Source organism: Streptomyces olivochromogenes (assembly GCF_001514115.1).
In the GTDB taxonomy this organism is placed as follows: domain Bacteria; phylum Actinomycetota; class Actinomycetes; order Streptomycetales; family Streptomycetaceae; genus Streptomyces; species Streptomyces olivochromogenes.
Genome location: NZ_KQ948475.1, coordinates 59478 through 85415 on the forward strand (window position 1 = coordinate 59478; position 25938 = coordinate 85415).

A 25938-nucleotide genomic window follows, 5' to 3' on the forward strand; every position below is an offset into this window, starting at 1 on the left:
GGAGTGGGCCGTTCGTGACGTGCGCGGTCGCGAGGTGTGGGCTCGTGACGTGCGTCAGAGCCGGTCCATCCGGGTGTAGGGGCTGAGGATGCGGGCCTGGCGGGAGCCGAAGTCGACGAGCATGGCGATGCCCTCTTCGACACCGATGATCGTGCCCAGGCCGAACTGGTCGTGGGTGACCCGGTCTCCGAGGCTGAATTCCTTGGCCACGGGGACGACCGGGGCGGCGAAGGGGCTGGTGGGCAGGTGGCGCCGGGGCGCGGAGGGTTTCGTCATCGTGTAGCCAGTATGGGCTTTGTTTGGCCGGTTGGAAGCCCCGGATTTGGTTCCGCAGCCGGATCGTGGCCTACGGCGGTGCCGACGATCTTGGACCAGACGCCCTCGGAGACGGACAGTGAACGGCTCCCCGCCGTGTACGGGAGGGGTGCGGGCAGGGCCGCCTTCTTGCCCTTGGCCGGGTGTTCCGCGAAGAGGGCGACGGTGAGGGTGAGGTGTTCGTCGTAGGCCGTCCGCCAGAGCGTGCGCAGGCCCGCGGCGCCGGTCTGGGTGGCCAGGGGAGCGTCCAGCCGGCCGTACAGGAGCTTGGCGACCGTCCCCGCGTCGGCGCGTGTCATGGCCGTACGGGTGCGGGGATGGGCCTCGTAGAGGGTGCGGCCCGCGCGGGTGATCTTCGCGACCGTGTACGGCGTGGCGTAGACACCGTGCGCCGCCGCCGTGGCGTACGCGGAGGCGAGCCGGAGCGGGGTCGGGGCCGCGGTGCGGGTGAGGCCCGTGAGGGGGGCGAGCAGCTTCATGCCGGAGAACGGCTCGAGCGCGGTGCCCGCCTCCACCGCTCCGTCCCGAGCGTCGTTGAAGGGCTGGCTGGCGTAGTCCGCCCCGCCGTACAGCACGCGGACCGCGCCGTCGCCGGGCACCAGCGCGACCACGGCCGTGTGGACCCGGACGTCCCCGCTCGTCTTCACCTCGGCCCGCTTCTTTCCACCTGCCTTGGCCTCGGCCGCCTTCTCCTCGGCGGTCTTCTCCCCGGTCTTCTCTCCCGTCTTGTCTCCGGTCTTCTTGTCGGTGCCGTCGGCCGCCAGCTCCGCCGTCGTGTCCTGCGCCGTCAGGTCGAAGGTCGTACGGACCGTGTAACCGCCGCGGGCGAGCTGGTCCTCCGTGATGCCGAGCCGGTCGGCGGCCTCCGAGGCGGCCGCGTCGATGAGGTACTGGCGCTGACCGTCCGTGTCGCCCGGCGGATAGAAACGGAAGGCCGGGAAACGGGCCCCGGCCCGCTGCGCGGACGTGATCGCGCCGCTGTCCGCCATCGCGTCCAGCACCCACTCCCAGCGGTCCACCAGCTTGGCCGTCACCTTCGGGTCGGAGCCGGCCTTCTCGTAGTACGAGGGAATGTTGATGACGGACGCGAGCGCCGCGCCCTGGCTCACCGTGAGGTCCTTGGCGTCGACGCCGAAGTAGTTCCTGGCGGCGGACTGGATGCCGGCCGCGCCCCGGCCGAAGTACACCGTGTTGAGGTAGCCCCGCAGGATCTCGTCCTTCGAACGGGTGCGGTCCAGCTTGATCGAGATCAAGGCCTCGCGCGCCTTGCGGGACAGCGTCTGCTCCGGGCTGAGCAGGGCGTTCTTCACGTACTGCTGGGTGATCGTGGAACCGCCCTGCCGGTCGCCCCCGCTCACCGTCGCCCAGGCCGCCCGGGCGATCGCCTTCGGCGAGATGCCCGTGTCCGTGCGGAAGGAGCGGTTCTCCGCCGCGATCACCGCCTCCTGGACATAGCGGGGGACCTGCGAGAGCGGGATCTCCTGCCGGTCCACGGGGCCGCGCCGGCCCAGGTAGTCGCCGTGGTCGTCGACGAAGACCGTGCTCTGCATGGCCGTCTCCGGGTGCGGCTCGGGGATCTTCGTCAGGTGGTACGCCACCACGGCCGCGCCGACGAGGTTCGCGAGGAGCGCGAGCAGCACGACGAGCGCGCGGCGCAGCCGGCGCCCGCGGGTGCGACGGATACGGATCCGCCGCCTGACGAGCCTGCGTCGCAGGCCCGCCATGAGCCGGCCGCGCCCACCGGCGCCGTGGCGTCCGCCGCCGGGCCCGCGGCCGGGGCTGCCGCCCCTGCCGTGGTCATCGGCGGTCTCAGCGACGCCGGTGCCGCCGGTGCCCGCGCCCGTGTCCACGCCCGCGCCGTTCACCGGCCGGCCCCCGTGCTCGCTGTCACCCCGCCCGACGAGTCGTACACCGTGACTCTCCTGGTCACATCGACGGGCCTGCCGGGGGCGACCGACTTCGGTGCGCTCACCATCGCGTACCAGACTCCCCAGCGCGGTCCGCCCGCGAGAGTGAGGGCCGTGCCCGCTATCTGGCCCGCGGTGGTCTCGATCTCCACCCGCGCCGCCTCGCGCTTGCCGCGGTAGACACCGGAGAGGAAGTACCCCCGGTCCCCCGCGCCCTCCTGCTGGACGGTGACGCCGGGCTTGTCGGCGCCGTCCTTCACACTGCTGAACAGCGGCCCGGAGCCGGCGGCCGAGGACCAGTGCGCGCCGTCCTCGGTGAGCCAGATCTTGATGCCGTGCGCGACCTCGACCCGTTCGCCGGCGGTCACGACCCGCACCGTGGCCATGGGCGTACCGGAGGGGGACGTCCCCCGCTCGTCGCCCGACTCCGGGGACACGGCCGCGCGCAGGGCGACCACGGCCAGCGGAACCACGAGCAGCGCGCACACGGACCCCGCCACCGCGGCCGTACGGCGCCGCCCGCGCCGCCGGCCCGTGCGCTCGATGGCCGCCAGCGGCACGGCCGAGGGGGTGACGTCGTAGGCGGCTTCGGCGAACACCTCGCGCAGCCGCTCGGACTCGGGCGAGGGACGCGGGAACTTGCGGTGACGTTTCATGAGCGGGCTCCGGAGACGGGGTGTCGGCGAGCGGGGTACGGGGCGACGGAGGGGACGGCGAGGCGGGCGGCGAGGGAGGGATGGGCGCGCAGGGCCGCCAGACCGCGCCGGGCATGCGCCTTGACCGTGCCGGCCGAGCAGCCGAGCAGCTGCGCGATCTCGGCCTGGCCCAGTCCCTCCCAGTGGCCCAGCACCACCACGGCCCGCCGCCGCGCGGACAGCGCGGCCAGCGCCCGGCCGAGCGCGTCCCGCCGGCCGACGGCCGCCACGGAAACCGGCAGGGCCCGGCGCGCCCGCTCGGGCAGGAGCGGCATCAGCAGACGGGCGGCGCGTCTCCTGCGCGTCCGGCCGAGGTGGGTTCTGACCAGGGAGCGCCGTACGTAGAAGTCGACGTCGTCGCGCGGGATGCGCCGCCAGCGGGCACGGACCCGGGCCAGCGTGGTCCGCACGAGATCCTCGGCCTCGCGGAGGTCGCCGGTGAGCAGGTGCGCGGTGCGGACCAGACGGGGCCAGGCCGCGGTGGCGTACGGGGCGAACTGGCCGTTCCCGGCAGACGCGTCGGCGGTTTCGGAGGCGGCACGCGAGGAGGCATGCGCGGTGACAGGGGAAACGCCAGGGGAAGCGGCGTCGGAGAAGGCGGGGGAGTAGGTGTGAGGCACGGCCTGCGGTCCCTCGGAGTCGGGTACGTGGGGGGTGTGGGCGGGCGGGGGAGCCGAGACCTGAACACCCGGCTCTCCCGCCCGCACGCTCACTTCAGCGCGCTGCCGGCCCGCCACTGGGCCCAGTCCGCGTTCCAGTCGCCGTAGCCGTTGCCCACGGCCACCGTGTCCTTGGAGCCGACGACGGTGATGACGTCGCCGGGGATGACCTCGTCGTAGAACTTCTTGGCGGTGCCGTCCGTCGCGAGTCCGACGCACCCGTGGGTGACGTTCTGGTGCCCGGCGTACGTATTGGCCTTCGGGTTCTGGTGGAGGTAGGTCCCGGAGGTGGTGAGGTGGACGGCGTAGTAGTAATAGCCCGCGTACGCGTCGCCGTAGCCGACGGTCTGCGAGTTCATGAAGACCTTGGGCGCCTTGTCGGAGACGACCATCGTGCCGTTCCAGGTGTCCATGCCCGGGGCGCCCGCGGTGATGGGCACACTCCGGGTCTGCCCGTCCTTGACGACTTTCATCGTGTGCGTGCGCACGTCGACGGTGGCGACGAGCGAACGGCCCACGGTGAAGTGCCGGGTGATGCCCGAGCCCGCCCGTACCGTGACCTCGGTGCCCGGGCTCCAGTACGCGCGCGGCCGGAAGTCCACCCGCTGCCCCTCCAGCAGATCGCGGTCCTTCACCCAGCTCCAGGAGCCCTCGACATCGGCGTCGACCTTCAACTGCCGCTCCACCTCGGCCCGTTCACCGGCCGGTATCGCGTGGTCGAAGGTCACGGATATCGGCATGCCGACGCCCACGGTCTGCCCGTCGGCGATGTTGATGTGCGCGCCGGTCAGCTTCGCGAGGGGTTTGGTCTCGACGGGCCGGGGGGTCGGCTTCTGACCGACCGTCGCGTTCGGCTTCGCCGCCGTGTCCACCTCGGTGCCCGCGCCCCCCGCCACCGCACCCTTCGAGCAGCCGGCGAGCGCGAGCGCGCACACGGCGGCCGCCGTCCAACCGGCCGCGATACGACGGCTCCTGGCTCTCCTGGTCATCCTGATCCCCCTGCGGTGTGTTTCGATGAGCGGCGTACGGGACCTGTACGCACGGCACGGACCGCAGGGTTGCACGGGGCAGGGGAAATTCCGAAGCCTTCGGCGGGGGCACGACCGAGGAAGAGACGGGGGGCATGACCGAGGAAGAGTTCGACGCGTTCTACGCCGCCGCGTTCCCCCGGCTGACCGGTCAGTTGTACGCGTTCACCGGGGACCACGGCGAGGCGCAGGACGTCGTCCAGGAGGCGTTCGTCCGCGCCTGGGACCGGCGGCGGGACTTCCTCGCCGAAGGGGCGCCGGAGGCGTGGATACGGACCGTGGCGATGCGGCTCGCGGTGAGCCGCTGGCGCCGCGCGCGCCGCTGGCTGGAGCTCGTCCGCCGCACCCCGCCGCCCGAGCACACGCCGGGCCCCGACCCCGAGCGCACCGCGCTGGTCGCCGCGTTGCGCACACTGCCCGAGGCGCAGCGGATGGCGCTGGTCCTGCACCATCTGTGCGACCTCAGTGTCGAGCAGGTAGCCTCCGAAACCGGTGCCCCCGTGGGCACGGTCAAGGCCCGGCTGTCCCGCGGCCGGGCGGCGCTGGCGCAGACGCTGGCGACGGCGGACGAGTGGGAGACCGTCGACGGGGGCAGGAAGAGCGCGGGCAGGGGGAAGCCGTCCGCGGGTTCCACGAGTTCCACAGGTTCCGCGGGCTCCCCGGGTTCCGCGCGCTCGCTGAATCCGACGGACGAGGGGAAGAGGGAGGACGACCGTGTCCGATGAACTCGCCTCCGGCCTGCGAGAGTTGGCCCAGGACGCCGAGACTCTCCCGGCGGTGTCCGGCGCCGAGATCCGGCTGCGGGCCGTACGCCGCAGGCGTCGGCGTTTTCGATGGACCGCCGTGACCGTCGCCGGTGCCTGCGCCGCCGCGAGCCTGGCCCTGGTGGTGGCCCTGAACCCGACCGGCGGCGATCGCGGGGACCGCCCCTCCCCGGCCGCGAGCCCCACCGCCCCGCCCAGCACCCCCTCCCCGGCCGCGCCCGACGCCACCGTCGACCTCTCGCGGCGCATGCTGACGGTCGCGGGTCGCGAGCTGCCGATCTCCTCCGGTTCCGTCCGCTACCCCACGGCCGGCGGACGGATGATGGTCGTCTCGAAGGACAGCGTCAAGGCGCTGTCCTTGTTCGCGGGCAAGTACATGGAGAAAGTGGCCTGGGTGATCGGTCTGCGTGCCGCCGACGGGACGACGAACTTCGTCGGAACCCTCGAGGGCGACGACAAGGCCCCCGGGAACTACGACGTCACGACCGGCTGGATCGGCCTGCGCCGCGCGGACGCGGTATGGCTGTACAAGCAGTTGGAGCCGGGCGCGGTGATCGAGATCAGGGGCGCGGCCACCCCGACCCCGACGGTGGACCTGTCGCCGTCGGCGACCGAGGGCACGGTCCTGCCGGGCGGCGCCGGCGGCGCCGCGACCTATCCCGGTCGGACCGCCGACACGCCCGTGCCCTCGGTGTCCACAGGGCCGTCCGTGGTGGCGGTACCGGCCGGGTAGGTTCGGGGCGGAGCCCCGCCTCAGGGGCGCGGGGAACTGCGAGACCAGCCCCCACCGGCCTGCGGGCGAGGCACTTCCGGTGGAGGGGGATGGGGGCGGAGCCCCATCCGGTGTCGGGCTCCGGGGTCAGCCCTCCTGGGCGGTGTCGACGGTGTCGACGGTGTCGGCCGTATCGGCCGTGGTGTTGTCGGTGTCGGCGGTGTCGGTCGTATCGGTCGTATCGGCCGTGGTGTCGGCGGTCTCGGCGGGCCTTTCGGTGAGGGGTTCGGTGGGCCTGCCGGTGAGGGGGGCGACCGGCGCTGAGGTGGGGGCGGCCGGTGCCGAGGTGGGGGTGGCCGGCGCGGAGGTGGGGGTGGCCGGCGCGGAGGTGGGGGGTCGGCCCGCCAGGACGTCCTGGAGTCGTTGCGTACCGACTTGGACCGCCTGTTGGGTGGAGTCCTGCGCCGCCCCGCCGAGTCCCCCGTTGGTGAGGGAGACCGCCCGGTCCCCGACCCGCACGGCGGCGAAGTCCAGCGTCAGCATCGGCGCCGCGCCGGAACCGCCACCGGCGTCGGCGGGCGACGCACCGCTCATCGTCAGCCGCAGCCCCTCCCGCGCGTCGCCCACCCCGGGCAACACCGCCGGCACGACCGTCACGTTGAGCCGCCCACCCCGCACGTCCGTCGACGTGAACTGCGCGCACTTCGCGGGCAGCGTCCGCAACCAGGCCAGCTTGGCGTCCACCTCCGAAGGAGCGGCGTACGCGGCGACCTGGTAGCGCAGTTGCGCCGCGTTGCCGCTCTCGTCGAGGCCCACGACGGCCCGGGCCCCCGTCGGCTCGCCCAGCAGATCCTCGGCGTACAGACCGTCGAGCAGTCGTTGGCAGTCCGGCACGTCCGTCCTGGTCTTCAGGAGCCCGTCCCGCCAGGTCGCCCCGCCCTGCGTGGCGGACCAGCGACCGCCCAGCTCGCCCTGGGTGATCAGCGCGGCCGAGGCCTGGGCGTCGGTGAGGGAGGGGGTGGCGGAGGTGGCGGGCGGCACGATGGGCGGCGCGTCCGCGTGCCTCATGACGCCGGGCAACGAGCACGCGGACGCCGACACCAGGACGCCCGCGGTCAGGGCGCGGGCGAGGAGACGGTACGGACCGTTCGGACCGGTCGGAACCTTCATGGCGGGGGCCTCCTGGGGGCGGACGCGCGAGTGTCCCTCCCACGCCACCACCGGGCCCGGCGGCGCACCAGCCGCACCGGGCCGTCCGGGTGAGCGGCCCGGCCGAGCGTCCCGCCACGGCCCGCAGGACCGCCCAGGCGCGGCTCCGCGGGCGCATATCTGTCATGGCCGTGGTAGAAAATGGGCCGCCGTCCGGGCGGTTTTTTTATTCCCCCGGGTGGGGTGAGATAGTGCGCCGCCCTTCGGGAGCTGCACGTGCTAGTGTCGATATCAGTTGCAGTTGTGGTTCCCAAAGTCTTGGAGCGTACTTTCCGGTCCGTACCGGTCGGTCGCTTCTGAATTATCCGGAAGTTTTTCCGGATGGGGCAATCATTGCGGCGACGCGGACCCGCACAGTGTGGGTCCTCGAGCTTTGCCCCGAAGGAGATTTGACATGGCTACTGGCACCGTGAAGTGGTTCAACGCGGAAAAGGGCTTCGGCTTCATCGAGCAGGACGGCGGCGGCGCCGACGTCTTCGCCCACTACTCGAACATCGCCACCCAGGGCTTCCGTGAGCTCCAGGAAGGCCAGAAGGTGACCTTCGACGTCACGCAGGGCCAGAAGGGCCCGCAGGCGGAGAACATCGTCCCCGCCTAGTCCGGGACCTGCTGACGCCTGACTTCTGAGTCGGCCGACGCTTACAGGTGGCCGGGACCTGCACCATGAGGTGCGGGCCCCGGCCACCTGCTTTTTTTCTCCCGTCCGGGTCGGCCCCGGTTCAGTCCCCGCCGTTCCCCGCCGTTCCCGGTCGTTCCGGATTGAATTTCCGGCGAATTTTCTGGCCGCTGTGCCCACTTTCCGGTACGCCGTGCCCACCTTCCGGCGCCGTGAAACTTCTTCCCGCGGAGACACCATGCGTTGTGTGATCGCCCGTTTCCCCTTCGACCTCATCAAGAGCGAGGTCGAGCACTCGATGGCGGGCCGCGAGCCCGAACCCGTCACCAGCGCGTCCGTGGTCATCGGCCCGCACTCCTACCCCGTCAAGCAGGTCGGGGAGGTCATCACCAAGCAGGACCGCCGCGACTTCACCGAGCTCGAGGTCGCCCGCGCCCTCACCCGTCTGGGTTTCGTCTGCCACCCGACCGTCACCCCGGCCCGCTCCGCCGTCCCCAGCTGGGCCGAGACCGCGTAACACCCCGTTCGGCCCAGCAGCCCCGCCCTTTTTTCCGGACCGGCCGGACCTGCGCGGTCGAAGAAGATCCCCTCAGCCCTTCAACCACGGGGCGCCGGGGACACCCGTGCGCACCCTCGTCGCCACGAAGTCCACCGTCGCGTAGCGGCCCGGCGACATCCGCGCCGTGACGCGGCGGAGATTGCCGTCGGTGTCGATCCAGTAGGTGAGAGTGGAGTCGTCGGCGGGGCTCGCGGAGGCGGGGCTCGGGCCGGGGCGCGGGTCGGAGAAGACGCCGTAACCGTGGCCGTCCAGGCGTTCGTCGCGCAGCCACAGCGGACCCGAACGGGCGAGGAGTGCCGCGTTGTCGGGCCGGTCCGCGGCCACGGACACCACCAGGCGCAGGGCTCGGTCCAGGGGCGCCGTGGAGTAGGGGCGGCGGGTCCACTCCTCGGGCTTGAGGGTGCCGGCCCTGCGGACGGCCTGCGCGGCGGTCGTCACGATGTCCGGGGCGGGAGGCCTGGCCGTCGTTCGGCCGGGCTCGGCGCCGGGCGCGGGAGCCGGCGGGCGGGCCACGGCGATGCCTTCCAGGTCCCAGGCGAGCAGGCCCTGCACGGTCCGGGTGTCGTCGACGATCTCGTACGCGCCCACGGCCCGGTGCAGATGGTGGTCGACCACCGCACGCACGGTGATCGTGCCGTCCCCCGTCTCCGCCGCGGGCAGCCGCACCGTCACCTCCGCGGGACTCGCCTCGTACGCGCGGAACCGGGCCAGTGCCATGCGCTCGGCCTCGTCCGCCGAGACCGGGTGCGGGGACACGCCGTGGTTCCCGGAGAGCAGCAGCAGGAGGGCGGTCAGGGCGCCCGCCAGCGCCGTCGTGGCCGCGACCGCCGTCACCCAGACCTTCTTGCGCGGCTCGCGCGGTTTGCCCGGTTCGCGCGGCGGTTGCAGCACGTGGGGTTCGTGAGGCTCGTGAGGAGAGAAGCGCATGCTTGTCTCTACCTGTGGGCGGGCTCTCCACCGGTCGACTCCGCTGGACGGGCCGCCCCGGGTCACTCTCCCGGGTGAGACGGGCGGGGCTACACCGCCAGGATCGCCCGGACCGTCTTGCCGCCGACGCCCGTGTTGACGACCTCGAAGCGGTGGGCGAGCTGCTGGACCATCGCGAGGCCGCGGCCGCTCTCGGCGTCGGTGTCCACCAGGCCGACCCGGGGGCGGCCTGGGCTGTCGTCATGGACCTCGACGGTCACCTCGCCGCCGTGTCCCAACTGCAGCCGCAGCCGGCAGCCCGTACGGCCGTGCCGGACGGCGTTGGCGACGAGCTCCGAAGCGATGAGCGTGGCGTCGTCGACCTGGTCGGCGGTCGGCGCCGCCGTCCGCGGACGCGGACGGGTCAGGAACGCCGAGGTCAACCTGCGGGCCCTGCCTGCCGAAACGGCCGCGCGCGGCAGTGTGTACTCCACGCGGGCGGTCAGTCGGACGGCGCGCTGCTGCGCACGCATGACAACCTCACTTCCCCTCCCAGGACAACCGGTACCCGGCGACCGGACCCCCGCCGGCCGGGACCCGCGCGAACGGTGCGCGGCCGGTCCTGCCTTCGGGTGATGCCCGCCCCCGGCGATCGGCAACCAGGGGCGGACGTCACAAAGCCGCTAAGGATGTGCAGAGTTGCTGGTGGTTCACGGCCCGTTGCTGAGGAGGCGGAAGTCCGCGTAGTCGAAGCCGGGGGCCACCACACAGCTGACCAGGACTTCCCGGTCGCCTGCCGGGCGGGCGGACTGCCAGACGTGGCCGGGGACCAGGACCTGCGGGCGCTCGCCGCTTTCCAGAGCGGGTCCCAGACGTAGGACCGCCGGCTCCGCGTCCGGGGCTTCGCCGTCGCCGCCGAGGAGCAGCTCGAGGGGGCCGCCACGGTGCCACAGCCACAGTTCGTCGGAGCGGACCGTGTGCCAGGCGCTGGTCTCCCCGGGGGACAGCAGGAAGTAGATGGCGGTGGCGGCGGCACGGGGACCCGGGTAGCCGTCGGGGTGGAAGTCCCGCGCCGCCCTCCACGTCTCCACGAACCAACCGCCCTCGGGATGCCTCTGCATGCCCAGTGCGGCGGCCGTCGCCGGCTTCTCCGGATCGGTGCTCGTGTTCACTTTCCGTCCTTCCGCTCGAAAGTTCTCCGACCACTCCCGTGTCTCACAGGAGTCTGAAAGGGTGTGGGGATGCCGACCCTTTACAGAAGAATGCTCGGTCTGCTGCCCCGGATCGGGGTGCGGGTTCTTGATCTCGGTTCGGGTGCGGCGGTGGTCTACCGGCGCGGCAAACGTACCCGCGTCCCCTTGGGGCGCGCCGCCGATCTGATCGCCCGCGGCAGCGGACAGTACGTGGTCACACCGGTGGGCGCGGAGGCGAAGGCCGACATGTGGGTGGTCGCGCGGGAGCCCTCGTCGCCGGGTGACGTCTGGGGCAGTGTCTCCTTCGGCGAGTCCGGTGGGCGGTTGCTGGTCGACGAGACGGCCTCGGCGGCCGACGAACGCCGCTTCCAGCTGGCCGCTGCCGAGTATCTGTGTACCCAGCACGTGACCGCTCTGCTGGAGAAGTACCAGGTCAACTGTGTCTTCGACGTGGGCGCCAACTCCGGCCAGTACGGGCGGCGGTTGCGCAAGCTCGGCTACACCGGCCGGATCGTCTCCTTCGAACCCACCAAGGACGCCTTCGAGAAGCTGGAGCGCGCCGCCAAGAAGGACGACGACTGGTGGGTGTACAACGTCGGGCTCGGCCGCGAGGACTCCGCCCAGTCCATCCACGTGGGCTGGAACACCATGAACTCCCTTCTCCCGCCCAGCGACTACGGCAAGGACCGCTACCTCCGGTTCGCGAAGACCAACACCGAGGAGATCGAGATCCGGCGCCTCGACGGGATGCTGGAGAAGGCCCTCGACGGCATAGCCGACCCCCGGCCGTATCTGAAGATGGACACCCAGGGCTACGACCTGGAGGTGTTCGCGGGGGCCGGTGAGCGGATCGCGGACTTCGTGGGCATGCAGTCGGAGGTCGCGGCCCTGCGGCTCTACGAGGGCAGCCCCCGGATGAGCGAGTCGATCGCCACGTACGAGGGCAGCGGGTTCGAGATCTCGGGGATGTACCCGGTGACGCGCGAGGAGAGCACCGGCCGGGTCGTCGAGTTCGACTGCGTGATGGTCCGCGCGGACGCCGCACCCAAGGAGGAGTGACCGGGAGGAGTGGCCCTCCCCCTCCTCGGCCCTTGCCCTCGGGCCTCGTCAGGCCGGATACGCGTGCGTCTGGGCGGCCTTCACCGTCGCCCAGACCGGCGCCCCGGTGTGCAGGTCGAGCTCGGCCGCGGCGACCGTCGTCAGGTCCGCGGCGAGCGCGAGCTCTCCGGTGAGGTCCGCGCGGATCTGGTCACCGTGCGTCTCCAGGCCCGCGACCTCGCACCGCCACAGGTTGCGCGCGCTGGAGCCGGTCGGACGGTCGCGGTACAGCGTGACGGCACTGGGCGGGAACGCCACGAAGACGGGACCGGACAAGTCCTCGGTCGTGGTGATCGCCGGACCCGTGTCCAGTCGTACGGTGTGGCCCTCGGCCGCGCCCCGGTAGAGGTTGAGGCCGACGAGCTGGGCGATGTAGTCCGTGCGCGGGTGGCGGGCGATGTCCGACGGTGTCCCCTCCTGGACCACCCGGCCGTGTTCGACGACGACCAGCCGGTCGGCGAGCACCATCGCGTCCAGCGGGTCGTGCGTCACGAGTACGGCGACGGCCTCGAAGTCGCTGAGGTGGCGCCGGAGTTGGGAGCGCACATCGAGGCGGGTACGGGCGTCCAGCGCGGCGAGCGGCTCGTCGAGCAGGAGCAGCCGGGGGTGGGTGGCCAGCGCGCGGGCGAGCGCGACGCGCTGCGCCTGTCCGCCGGACAGCCGGCGCGGCTTGGCGGCCGCGTGCTCGGCCAGCCCCATCCGCTCCAGCCACTGCGCGGCCAGCTCCCGCGCCGCCGCCTTCGGTACGCCCTGGCAGCGCGGCCCGAACGCCACGTTGTCCAGGGCGGACAGGTGCGGGAAGAGCAGATAGTCCTGGAAGACGACGCCGACCGGGCGGGCCTCGGGCGGCGTACGCCCCAGGTCCGTGCCGTCCAGCCGGATCAGGCCGCCGTCGGACAACGGTGTGAGCCCCGCGAGCGCCCGCAGCGCGGTGCTCTTGCCCGCCCCGTTCGGCCCGAGCAGCGCGACGACGTCACCGGGCGCGGCGGCCAGGGCGATGTCGAGACGGAAGGTGTCGCGGTGGACGACCAGGTGGGCGTCGAGGCCCTTGTCGGAGGGCTTGCTCGGGGGGAGCGTCGGGTCCGTCATGACGGCGCCGCCGTCCAGCGGTCCCTGAGGCCCGCCAGGACCGCGATCGACACCGCCAGCAGGACCAGGCTCAGGGCGATCGCGGCGGCCGGGTCGTTCTGAAGGGCCAGGTAGACGGCGAGCGGCATGGTCTGGGTGCGGCCGGGGAAGTTGCCGGCGAAGGTGATCGTCGCCCCGAACTCGCCCAGGGCGCGCGCCCACGCCAGTACGGCACCGGCGGCGATCCCGGGCGCGATCAACGGCAGGGTGACCCGGCGGAACGCGGTGAACCGGGAGGCGCCGAGCGTCGCGGCGGCCTCCTCGTAGCGCGGATCGGCCGCCCGGAGTGTGCCCTCCACGCTGATGACCAGGAACGGCATCGCCACGAACGCCTCCGCGACGACGACGCCCGCCGTGGTGAACGGCAGCGTGATCCCGAACCACGAGTCCAGCCACTGCCCGACGACGCCGTTGCGCCCGAGCGCCAGCAGCAGCGCCACACCGCCCACCACCGGAGGCAGTACGAGGGGCAGCGTCACCAGGGCCCGCACGAAGCCCCGGCCGGGAAAGTCCGTACGGGCGAGGAGCCAGGCCAGCGGCACGCCCAGCACCAGGCTCACCCCGGTCGCCGCCGTGGCGCAGACCAGGGACAGCTGGAGCGCCTGCCAGACCGCCGTACTGGTCAGCTGGTTGGGGAGGTCCCGCCAGGGGGCTCGCAGGAGCAGGGCGAGCAGGGGGAGCAGGAGGAAGGCCAGGCCGACCAGGGCGGGGAGGAGGAGGGGGAGCGGGACCCCGGCCGGCCGGCCGCCGGTCCGGACGCGCCGACGCCGCGGCCCACCGGTGAGGGTGTCGGCCGCGGCGTCGGAGGCGTCCAGCTCGGTCACGGCTGCAGGAACCCCGCGGCGGTGAGCACCTTCTGGCCCTCGGCGGACTGCACGAGCGCGATGAACGCCTTCGCCGCCTCCGCGTTGGGCGCGTCCTTGAGCAGGGCGATCGGGTAGTCGTTGATGGCCTTGGCCGACTCGGGGAACTCCACGCCCTCCACCTTGTCACCCGCCGCCTTCACATCGGTCTTGTAGACGACGGCGGCGTCGGCCTCCTTCAGCTCCACCTTCGTCAGGGCGCTCTTGACGTCCTGCTCGTAGGAGGCCGGGGTGAGCTTCAGCTTGCTCGCGTCCAGCGCCTTCTGCGCGGCGGCACCGCACGGCACCGTCTTGTCGCAGAGTACGACCTTGAGGCCGGACTTCGTGAGGTCCTTCAGGGAGGCGACCTTGTCGGGGTTGCCGGGCAGGGTCGCGATCTCCAGCTGGTTGCGCACGAAGGTCGCGGGCGTGGTCGCGGCGTCCTTCTTGTCCGTCACGACCGCCATCGTCTTGGGGCTGGCCGCGGCGAACACGTCGGCCGGGGCGCCCCCGGTGATGCTGGCGGCGAGCGTGTCGCTGCCGCCGAAGTTGAAGGTGACCTTCGTGCCCGGGTTGGCCTTCTCGAACTCCTTGCCCAGGGTCGTGAAGCTCTCCTTGAGCGAGGCGGCGGCGAACACGGTCACCGTGCCGGAGAGCTTCGGCGAGGAGGAGGCCGAGGTGTCCGACTTCGGGGAGGAGTTGGAGGAGGAGTCGGAGTCGGAGGACGAGCAGGCGCTCAGCGCCAGCAGCGCGGCGGCACCGACGCCGGCCACGCGCAGAGTGCGGGTGCGGGTCCGGCGCGTGGATCGGGTCATCACGGGTTCTACTCCCTCGGAAGCCTCAGACATGCCTACGCCGATCATACTTCCGCAGATGCGAGCCAGAAGTCTCCTGTCGCATCGCATGAGCTGCACGATCGTTGCCGGGGTGTACGCATGTGCGTTTGTACGGGACCGCCTCCTGGGTACGGACATTCGGGAGGTGGTGCCCAGTGGGGCAGTCCCCGACTCAGTCGCCCGCTCACTCGCTCGCGTCGGTCGCCCTGACCGGAGACCTCGCCCGCCCGGTCCGGCTGACCGTGCCCGACCTGTTGGCGTGGCCCCAGCACCGGGCCCGGGTCAGCTTCGAGTGCGCCACCAGCGGCGTACAGCACCACCGCTTCGAGGGGCCCCTGCTGCACGACGTCCTGTACGACGCCGGACCGGGCTTCGACCCCGCCCGCCGCAAGGACCGGCTGCGCTTCCTCATCGCGGTGGCCGGGGCGGACGGCCATCACGCGCTCCTCACCTGGGCCGAGATCGACCCGGACTTCGCGCATGCCCCGGTCCTCCTCGCGGTCGGCATCGACGACACCCCGCTGGACCGGGCGGGCCCCCAGCTCGTGCTGCCCCAGGACCGCTGCGGCGCCCGGCACATCAGCGGCATCAACGCGATCCGCGTGGACGGGCGCTACCCGTCGTGGACGTAGCCGGGCAGGGCATGGACGCCACGCACCCGCGTCTGCGAGCCTGACCCGCCGGGGAGGTCGTGGATGCTGCTGCGTCAGCTGGAGTACCTGGTCGCGCTGGCCAGGGAGCGGCACTTCGCCCGCGCGGCGGCCGCCTGCTTCGTCTCGCAGCCCTCGTTGTCCGCCGCGATCCGCCGTCTCGAACACGAGCTGGACGTGCCGATCGTGCGCCGGGGCAGACGGTACGAGGGGCTGACCCCGGAGGGTGAGGTGGTACTCGCCTGGGCGCACCGCATCCTCGCCGAGCGCGACGCCCTCCACCAGGAGTTGTCGGCGCTGCGCGGCGGCCTCACCGGCACCCTGCGCCTGGGCATCGTCCCCACCGCGCTGCCCGCCGCCTCCCTCCTCACCACCCCGTTCTGCGAACGCCACCCGGGGGCCCGCGTCGGCCTGGAGTCCCTGTCGTCGGCCGAGATCACCCAGGGGCTCGCCGAGTTCGAGCTCGACGCGGCGATGACGTATCTCGACGACGAAGAGCTCCGTCACGTACGCCGCTTCCCGCTGTACGAGGAGCGGTACGTGCTCCTCACCCCGGTGACCGGTCCGCTCGGCGCGGCGACGACCGCCCGCTGGGCGCACGCGGCCGCCCTGCCCCTGTGCCTGCTGAGTCCCCGGATGCGCAACCGGCGGATCATCGACGAGTGCTTCGCGGCGGACGGCGCGCAGGCGACCCCGGCGATCGAGTCGGACAGTGTCGCCGGGCTGTACGCGCATCTGCCCAGTGGCCGCTGGTCCAGCGTGATCTCCCATGCCTGGCTGCACATGTTCGGGGTGCCGGAGGGGATGCGGGTGGTTCCGCTGGAGGGGCCCGCGCACGGGCCGAGGGTGGGGCTGGTCATGGCGCGGGACGATCCTCCGTCCGTCCTCGCGGAGGCACTGTTGACGGTGGCGCGGGAGGCGCGGGTGAGGGACGCGCTGGACGCGCTGCTCCACACCTATCTGGGCGAGCGCGGCTGACGGCGGGAGTTGATAGCCGCCGTCTATGCGGGCATAGCGAGGTTCGCTTTGACCAGCGCGATCGGCTCCGAGGATGGTGACAGCACCGTCCGTTCAACGGAGCCCACGATCAACGGAGTTGAGGAGAGCCGCGTCATGGCCAAGGTGCTCTGCGTGCTGTACGACGACCCGACCGACGGATACCCCACGACGTACGCCCGGGACGATCTCCCCGTCATCGACCACTATCCGGGCGGCCAGACCGCGCCCACCCCGAAGGCGACCGACTTCACCCCCGGCCACCTCCTCGGCAGCGTGAGCGGCGAACTCGGTCTGCGCCGCTTCCTGGAGGAGCGCGGGCACACCCTGGTCGTCACCTCCGACAAGGACGGCGACCGTTCCGTCTTCGACCGGGAACTGCCGGACGCGGACGTCGTCATCTCGCAGCCGTTCTGGCCCGCCTATCTGACCCCCGAGCGGATCGCCGCCGCGAAGAACCTGAAGCTGGCGATCACGGCGGGCATCGGCTCCGACCACGTCGACCTCGACGCGGCCATCGCGCACGGGGTCACGGTCGCCGAGGTGACGTACTGCAACAGCATCAGCGTCGCCGAACACGTGGTGATGATGACGCTCTCCCTCGTCCGCAACTACCTCCCCTCCCACCAGGTCGTCCTGGACGGCGGCTGGAACATCGCGGACTGCGTGGCCCGTTCGTACGACCTGGAGGGCATGCACGTCGGTACGGTCGCCGCCGGTCGCATCGGCCTCGCGGTGCTGCGCCGCCTCGCGCCCTTCGACGTGAAGCTGCACTACACGGACCGGCACCGGCTGCCGGCGGAGGTGGAGCGCGAGCTCGGTCTGACCTTCCACGCCACGGCCGCCGAGATGGCGCCGCACTGCGACGTCGTCACCATCAACGCGCCGCTGCACCCGGAGACGGAGGGCCTGTTCGGCGACGAGCTGCTCGCCACGATGAAGCGCGGCGCCTATCTCATCAACACGGCGCGGGCCCGGATCGTGGACCGGGACGCCGTCGAACGGGCGTTGCGCAGCGGGCAGTTGGCGGGGTACGCGGGTGACGTCTGGTATCCGCAGCCCGCGCCGGCCGACCACCCCTGGCGCACCATGCCGCACCACGGAATGACCCCGCACATCTCGGGTTCGTCGCTGTCCGCGCAGGCCCGTTACGCGGCGGGCACCCGGGAGATCCTGGAGTCCTGGCTCGACGGGACCCCGATCCGGGACGAGTACCTGATCGTCGACGGGGGTGCGCTGGCGGGGACGGGGGCGCACTCGTACTCCGTCACCCGATGAGCGGGTAGACCGACGGTCGTCGAGGCCGCCGCCCGAAGGGCCTGATGCGAAAGACGGGTCCTAGACCCGGTCGATGTGCACGTTCGTCGACTTCACGCGGGCGGTGGCCTCCATGCCGACCTCGAGGCCGAGTTCCTCCACGGCCTCCCGGGTCAGCAGGGAGACCAGCCGGTGCGGTCCGGCCTGGATCTCCACCTGGGCCGCCACGTCGCCGAGCTTCACGGCGGTGACGATGCCCGGGAACGCGTTGCGCACAGAGGTGTAGGAGGCGTCCTCCTCGCCGCTGCCGCCCTTGGCGAGCTCGACGGAGAACGCGGCCAGGTCCCGCCCGTCGATCAGCCGCCGCCCGCCCTCGTCCCGGTGCGTCGCCATCCGCCCGGCGTCCGCCCACCGCCGTGCGGTGTCCGGGCTCACGCCGAGCAGCCGGGCCGCCTGACCGATGGTGTAGGACTGCATGCGCGCCAAGATAGGCGCGAGATCCTTGCATATGCAAGCAAGCCCGTGGGGCGCGTCAGAGATCGCCCTTGACGTACGAGCGGGCCGCCGCCATGACGTCCTTGTGCCGGTCCTCGGCGATGGCCTGCAGCGGTGAGTCGTCCTCCAGTTGCGGATTCATGCCGATCATCCAGGCGCGTGCCGTGTGGCAGTTCTCCTGGAGCTCGATGATCTGGAAGACCTGGTAGGCCGCCCGCAGGCGCAGCTCGGAGTCGATTCTCGGGCTGTTCTGGGCGCTGGACCACTTGCCGACCTGCTTCGGGTCCTCGATACCGGCGATGAACGCGGTGAGTTTCTGCCCGAAGTTGTCCTGGAGGAACCGCGCTATGTCGGCGATCGACTTCTGGACCGTGTTGGCGTGCGCGGTGGTCTCGGTGACCGTGTCGGTGACGCTCGTGGTGACCGTCTTGGCCGCGGGCTCTCGCAGTGGCTGCATGATTCCTCGCTTCCTGGCGGTCATGAAACGGGTAAGACGCGGGATGGCGCGAGGGGTGACAGACGGGGTGTCAACATGGCGTCTCCTCAGTTGTGTTGAGGGAAGTCTACCCGTGCGAGGGTCTCTCACTCCACCGTTTTCCCCCCTTCAATCCCCTGTGAAATCCCACCTGGAAAGTGGCGTGAGGGGTTTGACCAGGGATTTTCTCCGGTGTCGCCGGTGGGTGCGGGACGGAGCACCGCTCGATCGGGCGACGCGGGTGCGGCCGAACGCACGGGGCGCGGGCGCCGTTCGGCGGACCCGAAGACCTCGCTCAGGAGATCCACGCGCCCTGATCAGGAGATCCGTGCGCCCCGTTCAGAAGACGCGTAGGCCGTACTCCGCCGCGACCGCGCGCAGTTCGGGGGACTCCGGCTGGATGGGGCGCCGCTCGGCCTCGACGAGATCGACGTCGTGGAAGATGGCCCAGCAGGTGCGCCCGCCGTATCCGGAGCGGTAGGCGATGCCCTGGGCCAGGCGGTGGCCGGCTTCGTTGCGCTGGGCGACCGTCCACGCCGCGATCTGCCGGGCGAGCCTGCGGTCGCGCCCGTGGATGTGTACGTCGGTGAGCGGGGGCGCGATGTCCCACGCCGCCAGCTCGCCCCGGAGTTCGCGCGCCAGGACGGCCCGGGTGGCCTCGGCGTCGACGTCGAGGAACTGGGCGTCCTTGGCGGGTTCGAGCCGGACCAGGATGTGGTCCTCGCGCCAGCCCGAGGCCAGGTGGCCGAGCCTCATGTGGCTGGGCCGCTCGTCCCACTCGTGGCCGATGAGCCCGCGCAGCTTGGGATGGACGCGGAAGGGCGCGAGCGCCTCGGCGTAACAGCCGGCCGGATCGCTGGCGCAGTACAGCATTCCGTAGGTGGCGAGGCTGAAGCGGCCCGCGCTGGAGCCCTGGCTGGTCTCGGGTTCGAGCCGGTTGTACTCCTTGGGGTGGTCCCTCTTGCCCAACCGCCACACTCCGCGTTCCGGAGCGGGGACGAGGGACGGTAAGTGGGCTGTGGTCACCGCCGAAGGGCTGTTGTTCATCCTGGTCCTCGCTGCTGAGCCGATGGTCTGCGGCCGCTGCCGCACCGCCGGGGCGCCGCCCGGCGGGCCGAGGGGCGTTGGCCCGGGTGGCCCGCGCGGCCCGCGTGCCGTGCGGAAGGTGCCGCGCGGTCCGCACGAGGCGCGCGTCCCTGTGTCCCGCAGGTTCCCGTGCCCGTACGTTCCCGTGCCCGTACGCTCCTGTGCCCGTACGTTCCTGTGCCCGTACGTGTCCCTCGTCCGCATGTTCCGCCGGAACATGCGGGCGATCATTCTCCCGTAGCGCGCGCCCCGGGATGCCCGCTTCCACGCCGTGGCGGGGGCGCGAGAGGGGGGCGCTGGGGCACACGGGAGGCGCACGTCCACATTCGGCGGCCCGACGGGCGCCGGATCAGCGCCCCTCCATTCGGATGTCGAACACGCATACGCCCGCGACTCCGGCCGCGAGGAGCACGGGGTGCTCGGGGTGCGGGCCGCCCGGCTGCCGTGCGTCGAGCGCGTCGAGGGCCCCGAGCGGGCTGCCCGTCACGATCCGCAGCAGGTGCGAGCCGGTGTCGGTGTCCCACAGGTGGATGGTTCCGCCGGGGCCCGTCGCCGCGAGGCAGGGGCGGCCGGTCGCGGTCCGGAAGAACGCCAGCGCGGTCACCGGCCCGTCGCCGATGTCCAGCCGCCGCCCGACCGGCCGCCCGGTGTCCGGATCCCAGAGCCGGATCGTGCCGTCCTCCCCGCCGGACGCGACGAGGACGGCACCGTCCGGCTCGTCGACGGGCACGGCGGCGACGGCGTTGACGACCCGCTGCTCGCAGTGGAGCGGCGCCCCCGCGGGCCGCAGCGTGACTGGATCCCAGAGCCGTACGGTCCCGTCGGTGCCCGCCGAGACGATCCGCGGACCCCGTGCCGTGTCGAGCACGGCGACGTCCCGGACGCTGAGCAGATGGTCCTCCCGGCAGGCCAGCGCACACACCCGGTCGAGGTCCCAGAGGCGTACGGTGCCGTCGGCGCCCCCGGTGACCAGCAGGGTCCGCCCGTCGTGCGGGAAGGCGGCCATCGACCGCACCGGCAGGCTGTGGCCGAGGAGTCCGGCCAGCCGTGCGGGGGCGGCGTGGGCGGCCCGGTCCAGGGACCACAGCTGGACCCCGGCGTCGCTGTGCGCGGTCACCAGCAGGGGTTCGCCCCGGACGAGCGCCGAGGCGAAGGCGGTCACCTGGGCGTGGCCCGCCGGGAGGGGGACCGAGCGACCGGTCCCGGTGTCCCACAGCGCCGTACCGGACTCGTCGGCCACGGCGATCAGCGGCGCCCCGGCGGTGGACCCCGGACCGGACAGCGCCGCCGCGGTGACGGGCCGCCGGACCACGCGCCCGGCGCCGACGCCCGGGCGGCCCGGCTTCCAGCGCCGCAGGGTGTGGTCCGCGCCGGCCGAGACGAGGAGCTCCTGACCGGCCGGGGCGGGGAGTTCCCGCGAGGTGCCCGGCGAGGTGGCCGGCAGGGTGGTCAGAGCCACGGGAGGAGCGGTGTGCCCTTCCAGGGGGCCGCCGATCGCCGCGCCCGTCCGCGCGTCCCAGACCCGCAGGGTGTGGTCGCTGCCCCCGGACGCCACCGCCGCCCGGCCCGCCACGGTCAGGGCGGTCAGGGCGACGACGGGCCCCGCGGGCGGAGCGGGCGCGACGGCCGTCTCCCGGCCCGTCGAGGCGTCCCGGAAACCGATGTACCCCGAGTCGTCGCAGAGCGCGTACCGCCCCGGCGCCGCGAGGTCCACCAGGGCACGTACCGCCCCCTCGTGCTCGTGCTCGTGCGTGTACCCGTCGGCCCGCCGCGGATCCCAGACGCGCACCCGCCGGCCCTGGGCCACGGCCAGCGCCATCCCCTCCGCCCCGCCCAGACCGACCCCGCTCAGCAGGGCCGGCGCGGGATCGAGGGAGGGCAGCGGGGTGTCGACGGGCCGGAAGGTGACGGGATCCAGCGCGCCGAGACGGCCGTCGCTGTGGGCGACGAGCACGACCTCCTGGGCGTCCTTCGCCGCGAAGAGCGTGAGGGCGCTGACCCAGGTGCCGGGGCGGTGGACGGGTTCGGCGAGCAACTGGCCCCGGGTGAGGTGCCAGACGCGCACCGAACCGTCGGTGCCCGCGGACAGCAGCAGATCGCCCGGCAGCGGCAGCAGATGCTGGACCGCGCCGCCGTACGTGTGCAGCGGCGCCATCGCCGGTACGCCGTGCGGCTCCCACATGCGGATCGTGCCGTGGTTGTCGCCGCTGACCAGCAGGGAGCGGCCGTCGGTGGTGGTGGTGCGGGTCAGCGATTCGAGGCGGGTCTCGGAGACGGCCAGTACGTTGTCCTGCGCCGTCCAGTCGCTCCACAGCGGGGTGATGCGCGAACCGGACATCCGCGCGGCGGACGTGTCGAGCGGGGTGCGGGGGCGTGTCGCCGCGTGATGGGCCAGGTGCAGACTCGCCAGCCGGGAGTCCGGACCGGCGCCGCCGATGAAGGGCTCGATGCGGGCCCACGCCTCCAGCCACTCCTGCCGTCGCGCGGTGCTCACCGCGTCGCTCTGCCGCAGCAGTGTGCGCACGTTCGCGCTGGACTCCCAGGGCAGTACGGCGAGCGGTACATGGGCGTCGTCGAGGACCTCGCCCCGGGCCGCGTGATGGGCCAGGTGGCGGCTGAGGTACGGGTGGGGCGGGATCGTGGGGTCCGCGGCGACGAGCCGGGACAGCGCCTCGGCGATGAGCCGGTGCGCGTCCTTCGTATCGGACCACGCCTTCGAGCCGTCGGCCCACGCCTTCGGGTCGCCCGAGTCGGAGCGGCCCGGACGGGGCGCGCGGTACGGGTTGTCCGCGTCGCTCATACGGCGTCGCCCCCGACGCCTGCCAGCAGGTCCTGGCGGGGATCCCGCAGGAGCTCGGCCAGGGCTTCGTGGGCCGGCCGGTACACCAGCCGGTCGTCCTCGTCGTCGTGGGCCAGATATCCGGCGAGCCTGCTCTTCAGCAGGTTCTCGATCATCCGGTCCGACTCCTCGACCGGCCGGCCGAGCAGCGCCCCCGCGACGGCAGGCCACACGTCCGACCAGGGGATGCCCGCGCCCAGCGCGAACGCGGCGGCCCGCAGCAGCGCGAGGGCGACCTCCGCGGGCAAACCCTCGTCCTCGACGAGCGCCAGATCGCGCCGGAGCAGACCGATGGTGCCCGCCTGCAGCAGGTCGAGCCAGTCGGGGTTGCCCGCCAGCGCGTCGGGGTCGGACGCGTGGTGCAGCTGCTCGCCGGCCAGCCGGGCGTCCAGGAACGACGGCCAGACCCGCTTGGCGACGGTCTCGGCCGCCTGCCGGGTGCTGTCGCCGCCGGACGTCTCGGCGCCGACCAGTGCCTGGACGTAGTCGGCGATGTCGCTCTCGCTGTCCGTCTCGTCGGTACGCAGCACGGACGCCGTGGGAAAGACCTCCCGGAGCGCGCCGAGCAGCCCCGCCTCCCGCCCCGCGGGGCCGGGAGGGGCGGCGTGGTCCGCACGGGGACGGCTGCTGCGTACGCCGATCAGCAGCCGCAGGGACCGCTGTCGCTCCGCCCTGCGCTGGCCGGGCAGGGCGGGGGCGGCGCCGCAGTGGGCGGTGAGCGGGGCGAGGACGTCCCTGACCACGCGGAAGGGTTCGACGGACTCGTCCAGGCCGTCGAGGACGAGCGTGACCGGGTCGCCCGGCTCGTCCAGATGAGCCAGCAGCTGGGCGCGGCGCAGTTCCACCGGGTCGTCGGTCGGCCCGGCCGGGCGCGGCGGCAGTTCCAGGGCGCGCAACAGGTCGCCGAGCACGTCGGAGACGGTGCGGTGGCGGGCCAGTACGGCGGCGGTGACGGAGCCCTCGGGCGGGACGGTCTCGGGCGCGGCCGAGCGCAGCGCGCGGCCGTAGCGCGGGTCGTCGCGGAACAGCGGGTCGCTGAGCGTCACGGCCCGCGCCAGCACGGCCGACTTGCCGCTCCCGGCGGTTCCGGTCAGCAGCAGGACACCGCGGGGACGGCCGAGGAACGCGGTGATGGCCCGGCCCAGTGCCTCGCGACCGCTGAAGTACCAGCCGGGGTCGGTCTCCTGGGGGCGGCCGCTGGCGCGGTCGAGCCAGTGGTCGACCTCGTCGGCGGGGGTGGCGACCTGGCGGCGGGCGGGCCCCACCAGTTCCCGTAGGGGCCGGTAGCCGGGGTTCGGCAGACAGGGCGTCAGGGCGGTCTGGCCGCCGCCGTCCAGGACCCGCTTGAGCCGGTGCTTGCGCCGCTCGGTGTCGGTGCCGAGTTCGCTCTCGAACTCCGTCATCAGATGGGCGACGCTCAGCCAGGGCGTGGTGATCTGGGCGGTGGTGCGCAGCCGCTCCAGCACTCGGCGCAGCACCGAGGGGAACTGCCGTACCTGGACCAGCTGGTCGTGCGCGCAGGTGGCGACGACGTCCAGGCTGCCGCCGGTGCGCCGGCTCGGCAGGATCTCCTGGTGCAGCTTCTCCAGCTCCTCGGCGATCCCGGCCGCGTAGCAGGTGTTGATGACGACCAGGACGTGTTCGGCGCGGGAGTCGAGGGCGGCGGCGACGATCTCGCTGGTGCGGATGGCCGTGGCCAGCTGGCGCCGGGGTTCGGTCCTCGGCAGCTGGAGGAAGTGGGTGCGGGAGGCGCCCAGTTGACCGTGTCCCGTGATGAAGACGACCAGGGCGCGGCCGCGCATCTCGCGCACCTCGCTCTCGTGCAGGAAGCGCTCCACGTCGTAGCGCTCGCGCAGCTCCGGCGCGGGGACGTGGGTGAAGGGCTCCGGTGCCCCCGGGGCGCACCACCAGTCGGCCACGACGGACAGCTGCTCGTCGATGCCGGCGGTGAACTCCGTGTCCCCGTCGCCGTAGTCACGGACGGCGAGGGTCAACAGGGTGCGTCGCGCGGAGTCCTCCTCCACGGTGTTCACCGACGCTCGGCCCGCCGTGGCCTGCCCCGTATCGCCGGCGTCCCCCGGCTCCCCGATCCTGACAAGCCCGCCCGCCCGCCCTCGCATGCTCTCTATTCTTCCCGCCATGACCGAGCCGTCGCAGCCCAATACCGCAGGCCGCCGCCTGGACGAGCGGCCCTACCGCCTCCCCGGCCTCTCCCCGAACACGACGCAGGACGCCGTCGTCGTCGTTCCCGGCATCATGGGGAGCGAGTTGTACGACACCGAGTCCGGCGATGTCGTCTGGGGCCTCGCGAACGCCGGATGGCTGCTGAAGGCGTGGACGGCGCCCCGGGGCTTACGCGCTCTGCACCTCACGCCCGACGAACGCGAGGGCCGCCTCGGCCGCATCCGGGCCCGGCGCCTGCTGCGCACCCCCGCCTGGAGCCCGTTCCTGCGCGGCATCGAGCCCTACAACGACCTGGTGGCGACCGTCACCCGGAGCGTGGCCGACCCGGAGGCCGTGCTGCCCTTCGCCTACGACTGGCGGCTGTCGGTCGCCACGAACGCCCGGTTCCTCGCCGAGGCGGCGCGTGACCACCTGGAGCGGTGGCGGCGGCACCCCGCACACGCGCTCGCCCGCAAGCACCGGGTCGACGAACGAGAGGGGCGGCTCGTCTTCGTCGCGCACTCCATGGGCGGACTGCTCACCCTCGCCGCTCTCACCGACGGCCCCGACGGCGACCTCGCGGCGGACACCCGTGGGGTGCTCACCCTCGGTACGCCCTTCCAGGGGGCGGTGGCCGCCGCCGCGATCCTCAACACCGGGCAGGGCACGCCGGTTCCGCTGCCGCACGGCAGGCTCAGGAGACTCGCGTACACCATGCCGGGCCTGCACGACCTGCTCCCGACGTTCCCCTGTCTCGACGAGGGCCTGAACATCCGCGGGCTCAGCCCCACGGACATCGCCGACCTGGGCGGCGACAAGGATCTGGCCGTCGACTCCCAGACCCTGCACGACACCCTGCGCGGGCGGGCGCTGCCCGGGCACCGGGCGCTGGTGGGCATCAGCCAGCCCACCCTCCAGTCCCTGACCCTCCATCAGGGGGTGGTGACCGCCTCCGAGCACTGCTACCGCGAGCACAGCGACGGCGAGCTGATGCGCGACGAGACCGGCGCCCCGCGCCGCTTCGACGTGGGCGGCGACGGCACCGTACACAAGGAGTCCGCGGCCTCTCCCCTGAACCGCGCCATCGTGCCCCTCGCGCTGCAGCACGGTGCGCTGGCCCAGGGGGAGGCCGCGCTGGAGGCGGTGACCTCGTTCCTGGAGGAGGACGAGCACCTCGGTCCCCCGCAGGCCGGGGCACGGGTCGGCATCGAGGTCCCGGACCTCGTCGCGCCGGGCACGCCCTGGACGGTCCGGGTGCGCGGCGTCGACAGTCCCGCGGGGCTGGACTGCGCGGTCGAGGAGGTCGGCGGGGCCTTCGCCGGACCGGCCCGGCTGTACGGCGACGACGACCACCTCGCGGCCCGTGTCACCGTGCCCGCGCCCGGCCTCTACCGGGTCACCCTGGACACGGGCGACGCCACTCCGCTGACCCAACTCGTCCTCGCGGCCCCCGACGAGCGGGACGACGGCTGAGACTGCCCCGCAACCTGCGCCGACTAGGGTGTCGACA

General features: G+C 72.9%; 25 protein-coding genes and 1 pseudogene. 9 read left to right on the plus strand and 17 right to left on the minus strand.

Going from position 1 to position 25938, the window contains the following annotated elements; translation table 11 throughout:
- Window positions 1–54 precede the first annotated feature (54 nt).
- The 5 genes from AQJ27_RS42510 to AQJ27_RS42530 all read right to left on the minus strand — a co-directional run bounded on the left by AQJ27_RS42510 (window position 55) and on the right by AQJ27_RS42530 (window position 4565).
- On the minus strand, window positions 55–276 hold the full coding sequence (locus tag AQJ27_RS42510; RefSeq protein ID WP_054234148.1) for a hypothetical protein: 222 nt from the start codon (window positions 274–276) through the stop codon (window positions 55–57).
- Window positions 273–2180: a transglycosylase domain-containing protein gene (locus AQJ27_RS58075; RefSeq protein ID WP_067381610.1), complete on the minus strand. Its 1908-nt coding sequence runs from the start codon at window positions 2178–2180 to the stop codon at window positions 273–275. The genes AQJ27_RS42510 and AQJ27_RS58075 overlap by 4 nt, the downstream gene beginning before the upstream one ends.
- Entirely contained in the window at window positions 2177–2878 is a 702-nt protein-coding gene (locus tag AQJ27_RS59315; RefSeq protein WP_067381613.1) for a hypothetical protein, read from the minus strand. The genes AQJ27_RS58075 and AQJ27_RS59315 overlap by 4 nt, the downstream gene beginning before the upstream one ends.
- Window positions 2875–3537 carry a SigE family RNA polymerase sigma factor gene (locus tag AQJ27_RS42525; RefSeq protein WP_079065685.1) on the minus strand — a complete coding sequence of 221 codons (663 nt, stop codon included), beginning with the start codon at window positions 3535–3537 and terminating at the stop codon, window positions 2875–2877. Before AQJ27_RS42525 ends, AQJ27_RS59315 begins: the two co-directional genes overlap by 4 nt.
- Window positions 3538–3626: 89 nt before the next feature.
- Complete coding sequence (locus AQJ27_RS42530) at window positions 3627–4565, minus strand: L,D-transpeptidase (protein ID WP_067381616.1); 939 nt, start codon at window positions 4563–4565, stop codon at window positions 3627–3629.
- A 134-nt stretch (window positions 4566–4699) separates the two neighbouring features.
- Between AQJ27_RS42530 and AQJ27_RS42535 the strand changes: the two are divergent.
- Together AQJ27_RS42535 and AQJ27_RS42540 are read left to right on the plus strand one after the other, a co-directional pair.
- Window positions 4700–5194, plus strand: a pseudogene (locus tag AQJ27_RS42535) (SigE family RNA polymerase sigma factor); the annotation flags it as partial.
- Between the two features lie 124 nt (window positions 5195–5318).
- Complete coding sequence (locus AQJ27_RS42540; protein ID WP_067381620.1) at window positions 5319–6101, plus strand: L,D-transpeptidase; 783 nt, start codon at window positions 5319–5321, stop codon at window positions 6099–6101.
- Window positions 6102–6227: 126 nt separating this feature from the next.
- Here the strand turns inward: AQJ27_RS42540 and AQJ27_RS59320 are convergent, their stop codons facing one another.
- Window positions 6228–7250, minus strand: a complete 1023-nt coding sequence (locus AQJ27_RS59320; RefSeq protein ID WP_067381623.1) for a hypothetical protein — start codon at window positions 7248–7250, stop codon at window positions 6228–6230.
- Window positions 7251–7683: 433 nt separating this feature from the next.
- Between AQJ27_RS59320 and AQJ27_RS42550 the strand changes: the two genes are divergently transcribed.
- Window positions 7684–7887, plus strand: coding sequence for a cold-shock protein (locus tag AQJ27_RS42550; protein ID WP_010986199.1), 204 nt, complete (start codon window positions 7684–7686; stop codon window positions 7885–7887).
- A gap of 256 nt (window positions 7888–8143) precedes the next feature.
- On the plus strand, window positions 8144–8422 hold the full coding sequence (locus AQJ27_RS42555) for an SCO5918 family protein (protein WP_067381626.1): 279 nt from the start codon (window positions 8144–8146) through the stop codon (window positions 8420–8422).
- 72 nt (window positions 8423–8494) lie between these two features.
- Here the strand turns inward: AQJ27_RS42555 and AQJ27_RS42560 are convergent, their stop codons facing one another.
- From AQJ27_RS42560 to AQJ27_RS42570, 3 genes are all read right to left on the minus strand, one after another.
- A complete protein-coding gene (locus AQJ27_RS42560; protein ID WP_079065674.1) occupies window positions 8495–9355 on the minus strand; it encodes a hypothetical protein in 861 nt (286 codons plus the stop codon).
- Between the two features lie 125 nt (window positions 9356–9480).
- The gene (locus AQJ27_RS42565; protein ID WP_235613815.1) at window positions 9481–9903 is read right to left on the minus strand and encodes an ATP-binding protein; all 423 of its coding nucleotides are present in this window, start codon (window positions 9901–9903) and stop codon (window positions 9481–9483) included.
- 177 nt (window positions 9904–10080) lie between these two features.
- Complete coding sequence (locus AQJ27_RS42570) at window positions 10081–10542, minus strand: cupin domain-containing protein (RefSeq protein WP_235613816.1); 462 nt, start codon at window positions 10540–10542, stop codon at window positions 10081–10083.
- Window positions 10543–10611: 69 nt separating this feature from the next.
- Between AQJ27_RS42570 and AQJ27_RS42575 the strand changes: the two genes are divergently transcribed.
- Window positions 10612–11622, plus strand: coding sequence for an FkbM family methyltransferase (locus AQJ27_RS42575; protein ID WP_067381629.1), 1011 nt, complete (start codon window positions 10612–10614; stop codon window positions 11620–11622).
- Between the two features lie 48 nt (window positions 11623–11670).
- On the opposite strand, the gene AQJ27_RS42580 is transcribed toward AQJ27_RS42575, so the two are convergent.
- Genes AQJ27_RS42580 through modA form a run of 3 tightly spaced genes read right to left on the minus strand, consistent with a single transcriptional unit; the run spans window position 11671 to window position 14446 of the window.
- Window positions 11671–12750, minus strand: a complete 1080-nt coding sequence (locus AQJ27_RS42580; protein WP_067381631.1) for an ABC transporter ATP-binding protein — start codon at window positions 12748–12750, stop codon at window positions 11671–11673.
- Window positions 12747–13613 (minus strand): molybdate ABC transporter permease subunit, encoded by an 867-nt coding sequence (modB, locus tag AQJ27_RS42585; RefSeq protein WP_067381634.1) that lies wholly within the window; start codon window positions 13611–13613, stop codon window positions 12747–12749. Before modB ends, AQJ27_RS42580 begins: the two co-directional genes overlap by 4 nt.
- Window positions 13610–14446 carry a molybdate ABC transporter substrate-binding protein gene (gene modA, locus AQJ27_RS42590; protein ID WP_067381637.1) on the minus strand — a complete coding sequence of 279 codons (837 nt, stop codon included), beginning with the start codon at window positions 14444–14446 and terminating at the stop codon, window positions 13610–13612. The genes modB and modA overlap by 4 nt, the downstream gene beginning before the upstream one ends.
- Before the next feature lie 176 nt (window positions 14447–14622).
- Between modA and AQJ27_RS42595 the strand changes: the two genes are divergently transcribed.
- The 3 genes from AQJ27_RS42595 (at window position 14623) to AQJ27_RS42605 (ending at window position 17391) form a co-directional block, all read left to right on the plus strand.
- A complete protein-coding gene (locus AQJ27_RS42595) occupies window positions 14623–15099 on the plus strand; it encodes a molybdopterin-dependent oxidoreductase (protein ID WP_067381640.1) in 477 nt (158 codons plus the stop codon).
- 63 nt (window positions 15100–15162) lie between these two features.
- The gene (locus tag AQJ27_RS42600) at window positions 15163–16095 is read left to right on the plus strand and encodes a LysR family transcriptional regulator (protein ID WP_067381643.1); all 933 of its coding nucleotides are present in this window, start codon (window positions 15163–15165) and stop codon (window positions 16093–16095) included.
- Window positions 16096–16230: 135 nt separating this feature from the next.
- Window positions 16231–17391 (plus strand): NAD-dependent formate dehydrogenase, encoded by a 1161-nt coding sequence (locus AQJ27_RS42605; RefSeq protein WP_067381793.1) that lies wholly within the window; start codon window positions 16231–16233, stop codon window positions 17389–17391.
- 60 nt (window positions 17392–17451) lie between these two features.
- On the opposite strand, the gene AQJ27_RS42610 is transcribed toward AQJ27_RS42605, so the two are convergent.
- The 5 genes from AQJ27_RS42610 to AQJ27_RS42630 all read right to left on the minus strand — a co-directional run bounded on the left by AQJ27_RS42610 (window position 17452) and on the right by AQJ27_RS42630 (window position 24385).
- Window positions 17452–17847: a TOBE domain-containing protein gene (locus AQJ27_RS42610; RefSeq protein ID WP_054234136.1), complete on the minus strand. Its 396-nt coding sequence runs from the start codon at window positions 17845–17847 to the stop codon at window positions 17452–17454.
- Between the two features lie 55 nt (window positions 17848–17902).
- Window positions 17903–18322, minus strand: coding sequence for an XRE family transcriptional regulator (locus tag AQJ27_RS42615; protein ID WP_067381646.1), 420 nt, complete (start codon window positions 18320–18322; stop codon window positions 17903–17905).
- 357 nt (window positions 18323–18679) lie between these two features.
- Complete coding sequence (locus tag AQJ27_RS42620) at window positions 18680–19387, minus strand: RES domain-containing protein (protein ID WP_079065675.1); 708 nt, start codon at window positions 19385–19387, stop codon at window positions 18680–18682.
- A 388-nt stretch (window positions 19388–19775) separates the two neighbouring features.
- Entirely contained in the window at window positions 19776–22226 is a 2451-nt protein-coding gene (locus AQJ27_RS42625; RefSeq protein ID WP_079065676.1) for a WD40 repeat domain-containing protein, read from the minus strand.
- Window positions 22223–24385: an AAA family ATPase gene (locus tag AQJ27_RS42630; protein ID WP_107120717.1), complete on the minus strand. Its 2163-nt coding sequence runs from the start codon at window positions 24383–24385 to the stop codon at window positions 22223–22225. The genes AQJ27_RS42625 and AQJ27_RS42630 overlap by 4 nt, the downstream gene beginning before the upstream one ends.
- A gap of 19 nt (window positions 24386–24404) precedes the next feature.
- Between AQJ27_RS42630 and AQJ27_RS42635 the strand changes: the two genes are divergently transcribed.
- Window positions 24405–25901 carry a lipase/acyltransferase domain-containing protein gene (locus AQJ27_RS42635; RefSeq protein WP_107120719.1) on the plus strand — a complete coding sequence of 499 codons (1497 nt, stop codon included), beginning with the start codon at window positions 24405–24407 and terminating at the stop codon, window positions 25899–25901.
- Window positions 25902–25938 lie beyond the last annotated feature (37 nt).

Bases quoted from the DNA above. Each gene is read 5' to 3' on its own strand.
- AQJ27_RS42510 (WP_054234148.1), bottom strand. From the start codon at position 276: ATGACGAAACCCTCCGCGCCCCGGCGCCACCTGCCCACCAGCCCCTTC.
- AQJ27_RS59315 (WP_067381613.1), bottom strand. From the start codon at position 2,878: ATGAAACGTCACCGCAAGTTCCCGCGTCCCTCGCCCGAGTCCGAGCGG.
- AQJ27_RS42530 (WP_067381616.1), bottom strand. From the start codon at position 4,565: ATGACCAGGAGAGCCAGGAGCCGTCGTATCGCGGCCGGTTGGACGGCG.
- AQJ27_RS59320 (WP_067381623.1), bottom strand. From the start codon at position 7,250: ATGAAGGTTCCGACCGGTCCGAACGGTCCGTACCGTCTCCTCGCCCGC.
- AQJ27_RS42550 (WP_010986199.1), top strand. From the start codon at position 7,684: ATGGCTACTGGCACCGTGAAGTGGTTCAACGCGGAAAAGGGCTTCGGC.
- AQJ27_RS42555 (WP_067381626.1), top strand. From the start codon at position 8,144: ATGCGTTGTGTGATCGCCCGTTTCCCCTTCGACCTCATCAAGAGCGAG.
- AQJ27_RS42565 (WP_235613815.1), bottom strand. From the start codon at position 9,903: ATGCGTGCGCAGCAGCGCGCCGTCCGACTGACCGCCCGCGTGGAGTAC.
- AQJ27_RS42575 (WP_067381629.1), top strand. From the start codon at position 10,612: ATGCCGACCCTTTACAGAAGAATGCTCGGTCTGCTGCCCCGGATCGGG.
- AQJ27_RS42580 (WP_067381631.1), bottom strand. From the start codon at position 12,750: ATGACGGACCCGACGCTCCCCCCGAGCAAGCCCTCCGACAAGGGCCTC.
- modA (WP_067381637.1), bottom strand. From the start codon at position 14,446: ATGACCCGATCCACGCGCCGGACCCGCACCCGCACTCTGCGCGTGGCC.
- AQJ27_RS42600 (WP_067381643.1), top strand. From the start codon at position 15,163: ATGCTGCTGCGTCAGCTGGAGTACCTGGTCGCGCTGGCCAGGGAGCGG.
- AQJ27_RS42605 (WP_067381793.1), top strand. From the start codon at position 16,231: ATGGCCAAGGTGCTCTGCGTGCTGTACGACGACCCGACCGACGGATAC.
- AQJ27_RS42610 (WP_054234136.1), bottom strand. From the start codon at position 17,847: ATGCAGTCCTACACCATCGGTCAGGCGGCCCGGCTGCTCGGCGTGAGC.
- AQJ27_RS42615 (WP_067381646.1), bottom strand. From the start codon at position 18,322: ATGCAGCCACTGCGAGAGCCCGCGGCCAAGACGGTCACCACGAGCGTC.
- AQJ27_RS42620 (WP_079065675.1), bottom strand. From the start codon at position 19,387: ATGAACAACAGCCCTTCGGCGGTGACCACAGCCCACTTACCGTCCCTC.
- AQJ27_RS42625 (WP_079065676.1), bottom strand. From the start codon at position 22,226: ATGAGCGACGCGGACAACCCGTACCGCGCGCCCCGTCCGGGCCGCTCC.
- AQJ27_RS42630 (WP_107120717.1), bottom strand. From the start codon at position 24,385: ATGCGAGGGCGGGCGGGCGGGCTTGTCAGGATCGGGGAGCCGGGGGAC.
- AQJ27_RS42635 (WP_107120719.1), top strand. From the start codon at position 24,405: ATGACCGAGCCGTCGCAGCCCAATACCGCAGGCCGCCGCCTGGACGAG.